Raw genomic sequence first — 14643 nt, 5'->3', positions numbered from 1 at the left:
GACTAAATACAAGAGAAGGCACGGTTTTAAAACAACTTTTCCGTGTCTTCTCTCGCGTTTAAACTATATAAAAAACAAAACAATTCTGTCTACTACTTTTCTTTCTTCTGCCGAATGGCACAGGCTAAAATAAAACCAATGATTTCCAGCAAGCAGAAGAAAATAAAAGCACGACGATAACCGCTAATTGAGCTGACAGACCCACTGCCGGCAGCTAAAATCAAGGTTGCTACAGTAACACCCAGTGCTCCCAAAAGCTGGCGGACAGTTGTTATAATCGCCGTTCCATGAGATATCTGATCTTCAGCCAACGAATTAGCGCCCAAGGTCGTTGCAGGCATCATAACAAATGCGTTGCCGCCCTCAATCAGCATGGCAAAGATAATCATCGAAATCATTGTCAAGCTGCCGGCAAAGACCACTAATGCTCCCCAGCCGCAAACCAGCATCAACATTCCAATAAGCAGTGTCTTCTTAAAACCGATCTTTTCAGCCAGTTTTCCAGTCAATGGATTCAAGATACTTAATAAAACCGCTGGTGGAACCAATGCTAAACCCGAAGCCAGTACTGAAGTATGCAGTATCTTCTGATAGTAGAGCGGATAAATTACTGTAACAACAATCAGTGAAATGTAAGCAATTCCTGTTAACAAAACTGCCAAATCAAAATTCACAACACGCATAACCCTTAATTTCAAAAGCGGTTGTTCAAGTGTAAATTGCCGATAGATGAAATAACCTGTAAATGCCAAACTGATAACCAGTAAAACCAGTAAGGAAGATGTCATCTTCAACTTGCTGCCATACATTTGAACGACATATAGAATGCCAATCAGACCGAATGATGCAACAACTGAAACAAAATCAAAACCGCTGTACTGCCGTGGCAAAACATCATATATATTGAAAAGTGCACTCACGAATACGATCAGGATCACAATCAAGAAAAAGCAGAAAAGGCTCTGCCAACTGAGATAATTCAAGATAATCCCTGATATGATTGGGCCGCAAGCTAATGCTGATCCCATAACAAGCCCTGCTAAGCCCATAACTGATGGTCTTTTTTTCGTTGGCGTGATCGTCAATAGAACTGTTTGAAATGATGGGAACAACACTCCAACCGCAATCGCCTCAAGCGCTCTTCCTATCAGTGCAATAACAAAGTTCGGTGACAAAATAATCATGAGCGTTCCCACCATAAAGATAAGCAAAACACTCAAATAAATTTTTTTGAACGAAAAGTTATTCAGCAGCCATGGGCTCAATGGCATCATGACACACATAATCAACATGAAACCTGTGGTCAGCCATTGAATCGTAGGCGCATCGACACCAAAATACTTCATCAGCGTCGGATATGCCGTCGACAATGAAGACTGGCTAATCGACATCGTAAATGTTCCTGCCAGCAGCGTCCACACAAAAATAGTCCTTTTAATTCCATGTAGCTCTTTTTCCTTCATACAATTCACTCCTAAGTTATCCATCTAAATGATAGTTGATTAGAATTAATTTGTAAACATTCTAAATTACTTTCTGAAAGTTATCTAATAATAATAAAGAACTTAATTAAGTCAGCTGTGTTATTTTCTTTCAATTCCATGTTATTGTTGCACGACAATAGCAAAAGTTTGAAGCAGCAGGAATTAAACGCTATCATTTAAGCAGATAAAACTTTAGGAGGCGGTCATTATGAACAAGGATCTTCGTGTTATCTTAGCGCTGATAATTATCTCACTGATAATTCTTCGTGGTTATTTCTTCAGCTCTGGCTCAATGGATGCTTACTTCGATTATGGGGCTGTATTGCTAGCATTAGTTGTGATGCCTCGTCCAAAATTTGCTCTGTGGCCGCGCAAAAGCTGAAATTTTCCCTTAATTCATCCCAATAAAAAACTTGAATCGTAAAAAAACAACGCAAATTCGTTAATCAAACAGCAGCATCTGACTGATTATATAAAATTGGAGTATGACATAAGTCTCCATAATAAAGGTCGGTCTGGAAAAACCAAAAATTTTTCCAGACCGACCTTTATTATAATAGAAAATAAAAAAGAGTATCGGTCGCACCCAATACTCTACGAAATTATCCCCGAAAGGGCATTCCTAATATGCAAAATTATTATAACATAAATCAGACTACCTTGAGTATCGCTTTAGATTACCCGCCAGAAGGAAACCACGAAGCAGGTCACACCTTTATGCGGGTCAAAGAAGATCCGATGCAAAACGGTCAATTGAAGCCCGCCTACAACTTTCAAATTGCCACGAGCAGTCAATTTATCACAGGATATCAGTTGTTTCAGAACCCAACTGACACCTGAACGTTACAGACATTTATTAAACATTTAAAGACCAACGATACGTTAGGTACCACCTTGATCCCGTATGGGACGATGCTTAAAGAGAATAGTCGAAAATGGCGCTCTGGGTGTTGCATGGAAGGAAAGAGCCATTCAGACTCTAGTTTATGATCAAGCAGCCACTGACGATACAATAGGAGATCTGTTTGAACTGGTTTAAGGTACAAGGTATTAGGCTTACCAGTTTTTCGATCGTGAATGAACGCGTTTTGTTTAATAGAACCGTCCGGATTAAAAATATCGGTCTGTTTTAAGCACATAACGCCACTCTCTCTCAGTAGCGTAGCTTTACCAACTTGAAAAATCGTATAGTTGCGCCGGCCAGCCATTGCTCTAAGTAATGATCTAGTCTGTCAGACAAGTAATATGACGATTGTGGCTCCAATTAGCAGCACCGAGCGTAATTTTCCGATGTATCATCGGCTAACTAGTAGTCAAACAGTATATGGGAAAGTATTATTAAATCAAACAATATCCTTAGATTTGCGGGCAAGACATGTCACTGACGAAGCTATTGTTGATCATGTATCGCGTGAAGAATTAGAAGAAATAATCTCTTTATACAAATTGTTGTTCAGTATTGATGATGAATAAAAGAGGTCATTATTATAGTATAAATATAAATACCCCCTAATATCTCGATTATAGATATTGGGGGCTATTTAACAATGTTTTTGAGGGGTTATTAGAATTATGGACCCTAAATTAAGTAACATCTTAGTGACCACCTAGACTCATACCTAGTCCATAACCAAAGCCCCGATATTTATCAGCAAATTTTTGACTTGTTAACTGTAAATAAAATGGCGACAATGGCTTAAACAGACTATTTTTCATGGCTATCAGCAGGCCGAGTAAAATGAGGTCAATGCGCACTTACGAAGCTGTGACATAAGTCTCCTCATTTCGTATCTTTACAGAGTTGTCCGGCTTTTAGAATAACTTCATGCCATGTTCTTCCCAGTGAAGCCGAGTCACATCACAATCCCATTTGTTTTGAGTTGAAATATACGAATTACCGTATTTCGATAGACTGCCGACAATCAGTGCTATTCAGGTACCCTTTTTTAGCAGCTGTTTTATTATAATGATTCCCCCATTTCTCCATTGCTTCAATAACCGGGGCCAGACTTTTCCCAAACTCTGTTAAGACATAATCTGTCTTCAATGGTGAAGCCGAGTAAATATTTTTCTTGATCACACCGTCTTGTTCAAGTTCATTCAGCTGCAAGGCCAGCATTCTGCTGGAACAGTCTTTTATTTCTCTTTGAAACTCGCCAAAATGATGTGCATTGCCCTTAAACAAATGGTACAAAATAACTGCTTTCCATTTTCCAGCTATTACCTGCAACGTACTCTGAACAGGACAGCCATTTTGACATGCGTAAATATGTCTTTGCATAATTAATATCCCCTTTCAATCATCAGTTCAACTATACTAATACATTGCTAGAATGTATATGGCGCTAGGTTTTTATTTCACCTTACAAAAATTTCATTATTGCAACTTCTTTGACCATAGCCAATAATAACTGTGAAAGAAGGGATTTTTTAAAATGACCACAATGATGAAAGCTATCGGATTTAAAGAACACCTACCAATTGAAAGTAAAAACAGTTTGCTAGAATTCGAAACCCCTAAGCCGACAGCAAGGGCCATGATCTGCTGGTTAAAGTGGCAGCCGTATCCGTCAACCCCGTAGATGTAGGAGTCCGAAAGAATGGACGTGGGAAACTCAAACAACCTAGAGTAATCGGCTGGGATGCAGTTGGTATCGTCGAATCCATCGGCAGTAAGGTTTCGCTTTTCAAAGAAGGCGATCGTGTCTTTTATGCAGGCTCCTTCAAACGCCCCGGCAGTAACAGCCAATATCAATTAGTCGATGAACGAATCGTCGGGCATGCTCCAAAAAGTCTGTCTATCCAACAGACAGCAGCTATGCCACTGACGTCTCTAACAGCATGGGAAGCTCTTTTCGAACAATTGGGAATTGATCCGTACAATCACAATACAAACAGCACTAAAACGATATTAATTATCAATGGTTCCGGCGGAGTGGGGTCAATCGCCATTCAGTTAGCTCACTGGGCTGGATTAAAAGTCATTGCAAGTGCCTCGCGCCCCGCAACAATTGAATGGGTAACAAAATTCGGAGCCGATCAAACAGTCAATCACCGTCAGGATCTGGTAAAAGAGGTGCGGGGACTTGGTTATAAATATGTCGATTTTATCTTGGAACTGAATGACTTGGATGGTCATTGGGACGAAATGGCAGAACTGATCAGACCTAGTGGCTGTATTGCTTCAATTACTGAAAACCGTCATCCTGTCAACTTGCGTAAACTTATGCAAAAACGTGCGAAGTTTGTATGGGAATGGATGTACACCAAATCCTTTTATCAAACCTCCGACATGGTCACCCAACATCAAATTCTCGAACAAGTTGCTAGCTTATTAGACAAAAATATACTAAAAAGTACTTTAAATAAAACCCTGTCTCCCATAAATGTGCAAAATCTTAAAAAAGCGCACCAATTGGTTGAATCCAATCACATGACCGGCAAAGTTGTCATCAGTGCTCTCGAGTAGCCAACAATTTTTTTATTTAATGAATTGCTCCATGCAACATCATCAAGCTATATTAGTTTAGTTGCTGTCTTACCTTTTAAAGGGCCGATAAAGCTCATGGTTAGCCGCATACTCGCTAATATGGCTGATTTTGCCGTTAACAAAATTAATTAAAGAAACTCCATCAAAACTATATTCTTTCTCTTCTTTTGCATAGAAAAACCACGTTACAATAAAACTACCAGAATAATTTTTTTCGATGCTGTCGATATCCCACTCTAAAACGGTTTGCTTTTTTAGCATGTGCTTTATCCACTCGTTAATTTCATCTAAACCGCAGTAACTTGCTCCAGTGCATTCACGATAGTAAATATCGTGTGTGAAGAAGTGGGCAACATTGGGGAAGTCGCGGGTAACCCATGCTCGAAAATATTCTTTGATGAGTTCCTCTGAATTGAACTGTGTCAAAACCCTCACCTCCTCAAACAAGCAATAAAGATCTTATAATGTACCCATAATAATGCTGACTTTCTAAATTCTGCAGTACATACCCCATTGTTTCATACATTAATCAGGCCTTGACTAGGGTATGTGAATCGCAGTTGCATTCAGCACCTACCAACTAGCAGTATCTGTCTTTTTACCCTGGCTATCTTCACTGATGTAATCCAACAACTTGAACATCGCTTGCTTATTCTCAGCAGGAACTGGTGTCTTTAAAATATCATTTGCAGTTTGATTAAGAACCGATCCCTCAATATATGGAAAATCGTTAATCACAATTTCACGAACATTATCAGGCTGCGGTTCAAAATGAAACTGCAGCCCTACGATGTGGTGGCCTATAACAAAACCCTGATTTCTTACCATATCGCTTGAGAAAAGCAATTCGGCTCCTCGGGGAATCTCAAACATTTCTTCATGCCAATGCAAAGCCAACAACTGTTTAGGCAAATTCGGAATGACCCTGCTTTGACGATAAACTGGAGCCCATCCGACTTCCTTTGCCGGTGCTTTGTCAATTGAAGCACCTAAGGTTTTAGCAATCTACTGCGCACCATAACAAGCCCCGAACATTGGTGTTCCTATATCTATTAGTTGCTGAATAAGTTGACGTTCTTTCTTGATCCAAGGCATGTCATCATTAGGACTCATTGGTCCACCTAAAATAATAAGCATGTCAGTTTCTTCGACTTTGGGTAAAAAGCCAAATTGATATGGATGATAAATATAAATCTCATAATCATGTGCACGTCCCCAATCCAAGATCGATCCTGGTCCTTCGTTAGGTGTGTGCTGTAAGACATTGATACGCATAGCAACCCCCGCTTTCTACATTTTTCTATATTAGCCAAACCCAATCTTAACCTAGAAAACATTGTACTCAGATTCCAAAGAAACGAACATATAAAATCACAACTACTAAAGAAGGCAGCATATTAGCAATTTTAATTTTTGAATCCAAAAGCATATTGATTCCAATCAAAGCAATCAGCGTGTTACCCACTAATGATATTCCTGTCAACATATCTGTGGTTAAAAAAGCTTTGATAACAGTAGCTAACAGTGTTAGTCCGCCCTCAAATAGCAGTACTGGAAGTGCAGCGAAGGAAACACCTATTCCATATGAAGACGCGAGCAGTAAAACCGTAATGAAGTCAATTGTTGACTTTGTGAACAAAATCGACGGATCATGGTTCAAGCCGTCCTGCAGTGCACCGACTACTGCCATCGCTCCGATACAAACAGTTAAAGTTGAGATGATAAAGCCCTCGCTGAACTTGGAACTTTGGCCTCGACTAAAACGCCGCGCGAGAGCTGCTCCAAGCTTATTCAACCACGCATCTATATCTATTAGCTCACCAATAATTGCGCCAGCTGACAACGAAACGATCAGCATAATTGCTCCAGTCACTGTGAGTTCATTATTTTTAATAACCAGCATTTTGCCTAGGGTTCCAGAAAAGCCAATGAATATAATTCCAAGTCCGATTGCCTGTAGAACCGTTTTTTGAACCTTTATCGGAATAAGCCTTTGGAATGAATACCCGATAATTCCGCCAAAAGCGATGGCACTTGCGTTAACTAATGTTCCTATTCCTACCATCCCTAAAACTCCTTAAATAAAATAATTAAAAGATGATTTTTATTCTACACTTTATTAAAGGAGTTTTTCAACGAAAAAACAGGTTTGCCAAACTAGTTTTACACAAATTATCTGATCACTGTGTCTTGCGTCACACCTTTAGGATAAGCCTCTTCACCATGTTCATTGTTAATGTACTTCTGATACCAGCGGTCAGCCACAGCATCTGGATCATCGACTTTAAGCGTATTTCCCTTTAAAAAGACCCCCAAAGAAATATGACCAACAAAGATGTTTTTATTTCCCAAGCCTTGCTCTAAATTCAAAATATAGTTTCTTAATGCAGCCTTAGCAACACTAGCATCAGCCATGTTAGGATTGGGATAAATAGCAGATAGACCTGTGGTAAACAATAATGCACCTTTATCTTGACGCAACATACTTTGTTAAACCTGCTGAAGTTTTTTGAAACTTAATCCAAGCAAAAGTATCGCTGACTTTGCTTTTTATTTTTCCCGGCCCAAGGGAGACAGGTTAGCACCTAGGCCGGCTAAAGTCCGAATGATACCAGCTAACAAGATAACACTAGCCATTGATTGACCGTGTGCTAATAGTACTCCACCAAACCATGAACCAACTGGAATTGATGCATAAGAGACCATCCGTGTTACTGCAACAACGCGTCCTAGAATATTTTGCGGGACAGTTCGCTGCCGCAAAGTAAAGTAAGTGATAACGTTAAGTGTGCCAAAAAAGCTCACCATCGCTAGAATCAATCCAATACAGATGTAATTGGTGCTGGTCACCAGAAGTAAAGTGCTCAGCCCCGCCAAGATTGTGCTTGCGGATAGTAAGAAACCGGCTTTAAAATGATTGACGATCATGCTTCCTACTAAACTGGCAGCTAAAGCCCCGCCACCACCTAGTGCCATTGCGACCGTTGTATTAATGACAGAATAATTTAATGTTTTAGTCATGTAGAACATAAAATTGGCTTCAAACATATTGAGTGCAAAGTTAGTGAATAAGAACATTAGCGAGCCGCTGAAAATAACTTTTTGTTGCAAGCTATACTTGGCACCCACTACCATTGCATGCATCATTGCGTTCAATGTATGCGTTGTTTGCAGAGGCTTAGTCCTCGTTGGCAGCCTGATTAGAATACTTGCTGTTGCCAAGAAGCTAACTGTATCAATCCATAACGCACTTATTCCACCCAAAAACGCAACTAAAGATCCGCCTAGCAGCGGTCCCATGATGGACAATGTATTATCGACCATTTGAATAGCGGAATTAGCGCTGGCAAATTGATCTTGAGTAGTAATCTCTGGGATAATGCTTTGAAAACTAGGATGAATCAGAGGATCAACAGATGCCAGCACAAAAACGGCCGCATACAATAATCTGAAATCAATTGTCCGCTCCAGCAGGGTAAAGATCAAGAATGAGCTGGCCAACGCGGCCGCAATATTTCCCGAGATCAATATCTTCTTTTTGGAATAATTGTCTGCTAGGCTGCCGCCTAATAATGAAAAAAAGATCCACGGTATAAATGAGAGACCGAATACCGTCGCGGCATGATACGCTGAACCGGTTTTTTCAAGAATAATAAGCGGCAAGGCTAACCGATACAACCAATCCCCCAGCGAAGAGATCAGAAATCCTAGCCACAAGCAACTGAATTGCGAATTGCGTATAAACAAATTTTTTCCTCCCTAAATCAAACATGTATAGTAGCTTTTATCTTAAGCTAGCGCTAGAATTAAGAATAAAAAATTGCATATAGGTTAAATAAATGATTAAAATAGGTCAGATTTTCAAAGAATTTAGAACAAGTAAACACATTACTCTTCTAGAAGCGAGCCGAGGTATCGTTTCTATCCCTTTTTTGTCCCGCTTTGAACGCGGTTTAACAGATATTTCATTCACGCACTTGTTAGAATTATTGAACCGCATCAATGTTCAACTATCAGAATTTGAGTTTCTGTATCAAACTAGAAGCACTGCTAGCAATGATCTTCTGCCCAGTTTCCAACATGCTTATCAAAACGGCGATATCAAGCAGCTGCAAAGTTACCTGCGGGACTGGCAAAAACAAACCGGAAAATTCGCTAAACTACAAACTATCCAAATAAAAATGATGCTTGCAACCTTGGGAGCTGCAAGCATCACAGATAGTGAATTAATAATTCTTAAAGAGTATTTTATAAGCATTAGCAACTGGACTTTCTTTGAACTATATTTGTTCGGTCATTCACTTCCATTTCTAGATAAAACATTCATGTTCAACTTATTCGAAGAACTTCGGAAAAAGAAAATAATTTATGAAGATTTTAGACATGACAGTTTTTCGTTGCTATTCTATCTTTATAACAACATAATTTTATCTATGCTAGAGGAGCACAGTATCAAAAGCGCGGAAATATTAGTTCTTCAACTTGAAGATTACTTTAAAAACCAAGGTAAGGACTACTATCATCATGCACGTATTTTTAATTTGAAGGGGCTGACTATTTATCTCAAAGGAAAAAAAGAAAAAGGCCTATCCTTGATCAAAAAAGCTAATTTGATTGCGCACTTAACTGGACAAGATCCTAAGTTCTTGACCAACGAACGAAATTATTTGGCCAAATACCTGACCGCAGAAGAATTAGTTTATGTTTTCGATTTCTCAGACGTACAGTTATGAACTCTAAGGCTCATAAGACAGCTAAAAAAAGAAGTATGCAAGTCGCTATATTTCGAGTACTAGCACGAATTCACTAACATAACGAGCATTTTACTATAGGCAATTCGAGGCAGATGGGGCATTTTGACTTAGGAAACACGGTTATACGGAACAAATACAGAAGCTAGTTTAATTTTAATTTTTACCCAGCCTTGTTTCTTTCTTTTCTAAAATACCCTTGTCGCGCGTACAACAGCATCGCCAAAATCACCCCAATAATGGTGAACGCAGCTACACCGAAAAATCCTGCGAAGTTTTTAATAAGTATCCCTCCCAAGACACCCCCGATTGCTTCTCCAAAATACATGGCTGCATTCGCCAACGAGGAAATCGTGCCACGTGCATTGCCAGCTTGTGACTGTAGTGTCGTCATAAATAACGGGAAAATCGCTCCGCCAATCAGATAAATAAACGCTAAAATAGTTGTTGCTACAAGTGCTGATGGTGAAAAGGGGAGAATCAGGTAACCGCCAGCAAAAAGCAAAAACTCCAGCAAAAATGCCCTTGGCAAGCTCAAGGCCTGAACTAAGCGCGAAGCCAGCAGACTGCCAATAAACTGTCCTGCGCCAATAATTAAAATAAAACTTCCGATTGAAGCAACTGGCAGTGAAAAACTTTTTGCAAACCACGTTCCAATAAAAGAAAAACCGCAAAAATTGGCTGTTTGGAATAATAGATAGGAAAACAACAATTTCAACACTGCTTTATTTTTGGAAACCTCTCGGTAGACATTAGCCGAACGCGGCTTAACTGCAATTCCATTCAAGTCTGGCATATAATTAATTACTAAAACGGTTAATACTAATGCAATACTGCCCACAAAAAAGAACGGAAAACGCCAAGACCAAGCAGCCAAGTAACTCCCCAGAGGAACACCGATGATTTGCGCGATCGCTAAACCAGAAGTTGCATACCCCATCGTTTTTACGACCTGATTTTTAGGAAACAGAATGGGAATGGCAGCCCAGATTTGCGGGCCAGCAGATGCTGCCGCAACCCCAGCAATAAATCTGGTAAACAGCATTAATAGGAAAGTATTGGCAAGGCCGCAAGCGGTGGTTGCCAATGTAAAAATTATCAACCCGCCAACCAGAATCTTCTTACGATCATACTGGTCTGAAAAAGGCCCAACAACAAGCGCTGAGAGCATATACCCAAGCGCATAAGAACTAACCATAAACCCAGAAAGACTGGTTGAAATGCCATAATAATCAGTTAGAGTTGGTAGTAGTGGCGAGACTAAGAAAGTATCCGTTCCAATTACAAACATAACTAAGAAAAATAAGAATGAGAGTCGACGATATTTCAAAATTGGCCTCCAATCGTTTTATAGTTTTACAATCGTCAAACAGTATCTCAAAAAATAAGCACTCATGTGCTTATCAGAGTAATCTCAGCAGTCCAGGAAGCAGCCTCTCAATTTTCTCTATATTTAAACTAACATACTTCTGCCTGCCCTGCGTGCGAGTATTGGTAATTCCAATTTCTCTCAGTGTCCGCAAATGGTAAGACATAGTTGATTTGTCTATCTCCACATGCTGATTCAATTCATTACACCCCATTTCGTGACCAACATGGTAAAGCATAGAGATAATTTTGTACCGTCCCGGATCGGAAAGAGCAAAGAAAACTCGTTGTTTAATTTCTGTATCTGATTGTTTGATATCCATAAAACAATAATCTCACTTTTCGTATAATATTTCAAGCAAAAGTAGATTGAACAATATGCAATGTTTAGATTACGTAACAAAAATTCCAATCTTTGTTTCAAGATTAATTATTTAAGTATGATGTAACTGCTGTAATCCAATACCTCCTACTTAGCTATTATAGGAACTAATTTTAAATTGCTTTTTCAAACCTCACGCTAGCTACGAACTCGTCAATCTTTTTCTTGCAAGGTGTGGGCCTTACCTTCCTGCCGCAAAACGCGTTGAACTGCTGAACGTTCTCTCATCCTAGCGTCAAAACTCTGTAAATTTTTAAAGTCGTCAAAATTATAGCCTAACCTTTTAATCCAGTTAGTTATCACAAATAAATAGGCATCAGGAGCGGAAAATTCGTTGTTAACTAAATAGTCCTGTTGCTTCAAAGCATTGTCGACAAACTTCAATCTGGGAAGGACCCGCTTATAAACAAAACTTTTCGAATCAGCAGTATTTGGCAGCCAATTCCCCTTTCTAAAAGGAGAAATGAAATTTTTATGTAACTCAGTTGCTATATAGTTTAGCCACATTCTTTGTTTCCAATAGCTTTTGCTGCGATATTCGTCTATAAAGTGCTCCTTGTTTGTTTGCCTTCCGATATACTCTAAAACAACTGCACACTCTGTCAGCACACCATCACTATCCGTTGCTAACGCGGGAACATAAGACTTAGGATTCAGTGAGTTATAATCTCCACCGTTCCAAGTCTTAGTGTCCAAATTGACCTTTTCTAATACATAGGGGATTCCACTTTCCTCCAACAAAATATGCGGTGCCATGGAACTAGAACCAGCAGCATAAAATAATTTCATAACAATTCTTCTTCCTTTATTTTTATATTCATCGAAATAGCAATTAAAAGAAAAAGGATTCATAACGAATCCAGAAAACCTGGCAAGTATCGCTCGAATGTCTCCTTATTCAAAGACAAGTACTTTGCCTGCGCCTGCTGCCTAGTTTTAGTTAGACCCGCTTGGCGCAAGGCCTTAAAGTGATACGAAACTGTCGAAGGTGCTATTTGCAATAACCGGCTTACTTCACCACAATTCAATTCATGCTCACTATCCCTTAAGATCTTAATGATTCGAATACGATTAGGTTCACTAAGGGCACCAAACAATTCTGCTAGTTTATTTTCTTTTTCTATTTCGATATTCATAGAAATAGTTTAACTCTTCTTCAAAACAATTACAATGATGAATTATTGTCCATCATACTTATTACTTTGAATGGTAAATTCTTTCGAGATGTGAGCACTCGGTTTCTTTGTGACATCAGCACCATAATACTTCTGCGCTATTTTAGAAATCGAGCCACTCTTTTTCAGCTTAGCAAGTTGGATGTTGATCTGTTTTTGGAGCTTTTTATTACTTTTACCAATGATAATTCCTTCACCTTTGCCATCTTCATTAGTGGTGAAGTACATGCTAGGAATAATCTTAAGCCCGTTATTAGGTACTGCCTTAAGTGCCAGTTTCTGTAAATAGTAGTCATTCATAATAAAATCAGTTTTACCATTCTTAACATCTCTGAGGTAAACATCATTGGTGACATTATCGTAGTTGACTAGTTTAGCTCCTAACTGTTGTGCAAGCCGCTGATAGTTGGTTCCTGCTTCTCCCGCAGCACGTTTTCCCTTAAGGTCAGCCCACGTGTGAATACCGGAATTATCCTTTGCACGGACAACTAAACTATTGAATGAGTGCTTTATTGGGACCGACATCAGATAGTTTTTTTGGCGGTCTGGTGATATTGCAAAGTCATTAATTGCCACATCTGCCTTGCCAGACTTGACTGCAGTCAGCATGCCATCAACGCCGTACTCCTTAAAAATCACCTTCCTATGGATTTTTTTAGCAACTACCTTAATAACCTCAATGTCATATCCGGTCAGCTTCTTTGTTTTGGAATCATGATACGAGGTCGGATAAAGAGTTCCCGAAGTAGCAACCGTCAAAGTGCTCTTAGCGGCACTAACATTGTTCGCACCTATGAGTCCAATAATAAAGGTAATCGTAAGCACTAAAAAAAATAACCATTTTTTGCGTAACATATGCAAATTCCTCCCTTTAGATAACAGTTTAATTACCAACCATTTTAATAATAAGCTTTAGCAAGCGCTATCACAATATAAAAGCCCTTTAATAGAAATTAGTAATGAAAATATCGTTCTGCCAGCTGTTCAAGAAAGCTTAGGCCACAACAGACTAACCAGTAAATAATTGCGATCACGATGTAAATGGTCATGTAATCTTGGCTGGCACCAGCAGTGATTTTGGCCTTCATAAATATTTCTGAGACAGTGATCATCGCAGCAAGGGAAGTTCCTTTAAACATATCAAGGAGCACATTGCCTAGGGCAGGCAAAGCAATGCGAAAAGCCTGGGGGAGAATCACGTAGCGCATTGCCGCAAATTTTGACAGGCCAAGCGCCCGAGCTGCATCAGATTGTGTCTCGTTAATTCCAATAAGAGCGGAACGATAGTATTCTGCCACAAAGGCGCTAGAAACGAGTGTTAATGATAGAATAGCAGCGGGAATTGCATCCATGTTGGCACCAAAGTAGGTCAAGAACAAAACTACAAGTACAGGGACTCCTCTGAAAAATGAAATATAGAAACGGGCAAACAAGCTAAATAAGCGATTATGGCTAATTCGCAGAAGCATTATAAAAATACCGCTAATATTTGCCAGAAAAAAACAAACTGCAAGTAGAAACAGCGAAAGCGGCAATCCACTGAGAATTGTTGGTAGCGAGTCAAGGGCCAGCGCAGGATCAAATAGCTTCATGATGAAAAACTCCTTAAAATTTATTTGTACTGCAACCACTTTCTTATAATAGAACCTAATATGCCAAAGTGCTAAACAAAAGACCCTTTAACAGAAGATCCGTATAACCGAAGTTAGTTATTCAAATTTATCCTCTAGTAACCAACCATCCTATTGTTTCATGTAACAATGAACTTGCAAAGAAAGAATAAATATTTTTACACCAAAGCCCCTAGCGATTCGTGGTCGCCAGGGGCTTTTTTAGTGGCTAAATGTCGCCTATTTTACTTGTGGTGTTTACGTTTTAGCCAGTATGTAAACTACGCTGTTATGCAGCCGCAAGTGGGGCAAAGAAAGAAGTAAGCAATTTTCACAATCAAATTAAGATTGAATTTATGAGCTAAATAAAACATAAATTTTAA

The 14643-nt window shown here is 39.2% G+C and carries 15 protein-coding genes and 4 pseudogenes; 5 read left to right on the top strand and 14 right to left on the bottom strand.

Annotated elements, in window-relative coordinates; all coding sequences use genetic code 11:
* Nucleotides 1–92 precede the first annotated feature (92 nt).
* Nucleotides 93–1463 carry an MFS transporter gene (locus JCM15457_RS05970; protein ID WP_034988442.1) on the bottom strand — a complete coding sequence of 457 codons (1371 nt, stop codon included), beginning with the start codon at nt 1461–1463 and terminating at the stop codon, nt 93–95.
* 229 nt (nt 1464–1692) lie between these two features.
* Here JCM15457_RS05970 and JCM15457_RS12145 point away from each other — a divergent pair, with 229 nt between their 5' ends.
* Together JCM15457_RS12145 and JCM15457_RS12515 are read left to right on the top strand one after the other, a co-directional pair.
* On the top strand, nt 1693–1866 hold the full coding sequence (locus JCM15457_RS12145) for a hypothetical protein (RefSeq protein ID WP_156406575.1): 174 nt from the start codon (nt 1693–1695) through the stop codon (nt 1864–1866).
* Between the two features lie 335 nt (nt 1867–2201).
* Nucleotides 2202–2324 (top strand): hypothetical protein, encoded by a 123-nt coding sequence (locus JCM15457_RS12515; protein WP_268870128.1) that lies wholly within the window; start codon nt 2202–2204, stop codon nt 2322–2324.
* Between the two features lie 95 nt (nt 2325–2419).
* Here the strand turns inward: JCM15457_RS12515 and JCM15457_RS11920 are convergent.
* Nucleotides 2420–2689: pseudogene (locus JCM15457_RS11920) on the bottom strand (site-specific integrase); the annotation flags it as partial.
* On the opposite strand from JCM15457_RS11920, the pseudogene JCM15457_RS11915 reads away from it, so the two are divergent.
* Nucleotides 2679–2957 (top strand): annotated as a pseudogene (locus JCM15457_RS11915) (type II toxin-antitoxin system PemK/MazF family toxin); the annotation flags it as partial. The pseudogenes JCM15457_RS11920 and JCM15457_RS11915 sit on opposite strands and share 11 nt — an antisense overlap.
* A 421-nt stretch (nt 2958–3378) precedes the next feature.
* Here JCM15457_RS11915 and JCM15457_RS05960 read toward each other — a convergent pair.
* Nucleotides 3379–3765 carry a winged helix-turn-helix transcriptional regulator gene (locus JCM15457_RS05960; RefSeq protein ID WP_034988440.1) on the bottom strand — a complete coding sequence of 129 codons (387 nt, stop codon included), beginning with the start codon at nt 3763–3765 and terminating at the stop codon, nt 3379–3381.
* A 166-nt stretch (nt 3766–3931) separates the two neighbouring features.
* On the opposite strand from JCM15457_RS05960, the pseudogene JCM15457_RS05955 reads away from it, so the two are divergent.
* Nucleotides 3932–4953, top strand: a pseudogene (locus JCM15457_RS05955) (zinc-binding alcohol dehydrogenase family protein).
* Nucleotides 4954–5022: 69 nt separating this feature from the next.
* Here the strand turns inward: JCM15457_RS05955 and JCM15457_RS05950 are convergent.
* The 5 genes and pseudogenes from JCM15457_RS05950 to JCM15457_RS05930 all read right to left on the bottom strand — a co-directional run bounded on the left by JCM15457_RS05950 (nt 5023) and on the right by JCM15457_RS05930 (nt 8721).
* A complete protein-coding gene (locus tag JCM15457_RS05950) occupies nt 5023–5400 on the bottom strand; it encodes a nuclear transport factor 2 family protein (RefSeq protein ID WP_034988439.1) in 378 nt (125 codons plus the stop codon).
* Between the two features lie 147 nt (nt 5401–5547).
* A pseudogene (locus tag JCM15457_RS05945) lies at nt 5548–6249 on the bottom strand (type 1 glutamine amidotransferase).
* Nucleotides 6250–6316: 67 nt separating this feature from the next.
* On the bottom strand, nt 6317–7039 hold the full coding sequence (locus JCM15457_RS05940; RefSeq protein ID WP_034988438.1) for a DUF554 domain-containing protein: 723 nt from the start codon (nt 7037–7039) through the stop codon (nt 6317–6319).
* A gap of 107 nt (nt 7040–7146) precedes the next feature.
* Nucleotides 7147–7458: a Rossmann-fold NAD(P)-binding domain-containing protein gene (locus JCM15457_RS05935; RefSeq protein ID WP_051993315.1), complete on the bottom strand. Its 312-nt coding sequence runs from the start codon at nt 7456–7458 to the stop codon at nt 7147–7149.
* A gap of 66 nt (nt 7459–7524) precedes the next feature.
* Nucleotides 7525–8721 carry an MFS transporter gene (locus JCM15457_RS05930; protein WP_081778204.1) on the bottom strand — a complete coding sequence of 399 codons (1197 nt, stop codon included), beginning with the start codon at nt 8719–8721 and terminating at the stop codon, nt 7525–7527.
* 92 nt (nt 8722–8813) lie between these two features.
* Here JCM15457_RS05930 and JCM15457_RS05925 point away from each other — a divergent pair, with 92 nt between their 5' ends.
* Complete coding sequence (locus JCM15457_RS05925; protein ID WP_034988437.1) at nt 8814–9707, top strand: helix-turn-helix domain-containing protein; 894 nt, start codon at nt 8814–8816, stop codon at nt 9705–9707.
* A 181-nt stretch (nt 9708–9888) separates the two neighbouring features.
* On the opposite strand, the gene JCM15457_RS05920 is transcribed toward JCM15457_RS05925, so the two are convergent.
* The 6 genes from JCM15457_RS05920 to JCM15457_RS05895 all read right to left on the bottom strand — a co-directional run bounded on the left by JCM15457_RS05920 (nt 9889) and on the right by JCM15457_RS05895 (nt 14242).
* On the bottom strand, nt 9889–11055 hold the full coding sequence (locus JCM15457_RS05920) for an MFS transporter (protein ID WP_034988436.1): 1167 nt from the start codon (nt 11053–11055) through the stop codon (nt 9889–9891).
* 73 nt (nt 11056–11128) lie between these two features.
* On the bottom strand, nt 11129–11416 hold the full coding sequence (locus JCM15457_RS05915; RefSeq protein WP_034988435.1) for an ArsR/SmtB family transcription factor: 288 nt from the start codon (nt 11414–11416) through the stop codon (nt 11129–11131).
* A 212-nt stretch (nt 11417–11628) separates the two neighbouring features.
* Nucleotides 11629–12264, bottom strand: coding sequence for a glutathione binding-like protein (locus JCM15457_RS05910; RefSeq protein ID WP_034988434.1), 636 nt, complete (start codon nt 12262–12264; stop codon nt 11629–11631).
* A 59-nt stretch (nt 12265–12323) separates the two neighbouring features.
* A complete protein-coding gene (locus JCM15457_RS05905) occupies nt 12324–12611 on the bottom strand; it encodes an ArsR/SmtB family transcription factor (protein WP_034988433.1) in 288 nt (95 codons plus the stop codon).
* 42 nt (nt 12612–12653) lie between these two features.
* Nucleotides 12654–13505 carry a transporter substrate-binding domain-containing protein gene (locus JCM15457_RS05900; protein ID WP_034988432.1) on the bottom strand — a complete coding sequence of 284 codons (852 nt, stop codon included), beginning with the start codon at nt 13503–13505 and terminating at the stop codon, nt 12654–12656.
* Nucleotides 13506–13603: 98 nt separating this feature from the next.
* Complete coding sequence (locus tag JCM15457_RS05895) at nt 13604–14242, bottom strand: amino acid ABC transporter permease (RefSeq protein WP_034988431.1); 639 nt, start codon at nt 14240–14242, stop codon at nt 13604–13606.
* Between the last annotated feature and the right edge of the window lie 401 nt (nt 14243–14643).

This window comes from Liquorilactobacillus sucicola DSM 21376 = JCM 15457 (assembly GCF_000612445.1).
GTDB classification, from domain to species: Bacteria; Bacillota; Bacilli; order Lactobacillales; family Lactobacillaceae; genus Liquorilactobacillus; species Liquorilactobacillus sucicola.
The sequence above is the reverse complement of the archived record's forward strand: the minus strand, read 5'-3'. Positions and strand labels throughout refer to the sequence as shown.

Bases quoted from the DNA above. Each gene is read 5' to 3' on its own strand.
- JCM15457_RS05970 (WP_034988442.1), bottom strand. From the start codon at position 1,463: ATGAAGGAAAAAGAGCTACATGGAATTAAAAGGACTATTTTTGTGTGG.
- JCM15457_RS12145 (WP_156406575.1), top strand. From the start codon at position 1,693: ATGAACAAGGATCTTCGTGTTATCTTAGCGCTGATAATTATCTCACTG.
- JCM15457_RS12515 (WP_268870128.1), top strand. From the start codon at position 2,202: ATGCGGGTCAAAGAAGATCCGATGCAAAACGGTCAATTGAAGCCCGCC.
- JCM15457_RS05960 (WP_034988440.1), bottom strand. From the start codon at position 3,765: ATGCAAAGACATATTTACGCATGTCAAAATGGCTGTCCTGTTCAGAGT.
- JCM15457_RS05940 (WP_034988438.1), bottom strand. From the start codon at position 7,039: ATGGTAGGAATAGGAACATTAGTTAACGCAAGTGCCATCGCTTTTGGC.
- JCM15457_RS05935 (WP_051993315.1), bottom strand. From the start codon at position 7,458: ATGTTGCGTCAAGATAAAGGTGCATTATTGTTTACCACAGGTCTATCT.
- JCM15457_RS05925 (WP_034988437.1), top strand. From the start codon at position 8,814: ATGATTAAAATAGGTCAGATTTTCAAAGAATTTAGAACAAGTAAACAC.
- JCM15457_RS05915 (WP_034988435.1), bottom strand. From the start codon at position 11,416: ATGGATATCAAACAATCAGATACAGAAATTAAACAACGAGTTTTCTTT.
- JCM15457_RS05910 (WP_034988434.1), bottom strand. From the start codon at position 12,264: ATGAAATTATTTTATGCTGCTGGTTCTAGTTCCATGGCACCGCATATT.
- JCM15457_RS05905 (WP_034988433.1), bottom strand. From the start codon at position 12,611: ATGAATATCGAAATAGAAAAAGAAAATAAACTAGCAGAATTGTTTGGT.
- JCM15457_RS05900 (WP_034988432.1), bottom strand. From the start codon at position 13,505: ATGTTACGCAAAAAATGGTTATTTTTTTTAGTGCTTACGATTACCTTT.
- JCM15457_RS05895 (WP_034988431.1), bottom strand. From the start codon at position 14,242: ATGAAGCTATTTGATCCTGCGCTGGCCCTTGACTCGCTACCAACAATT.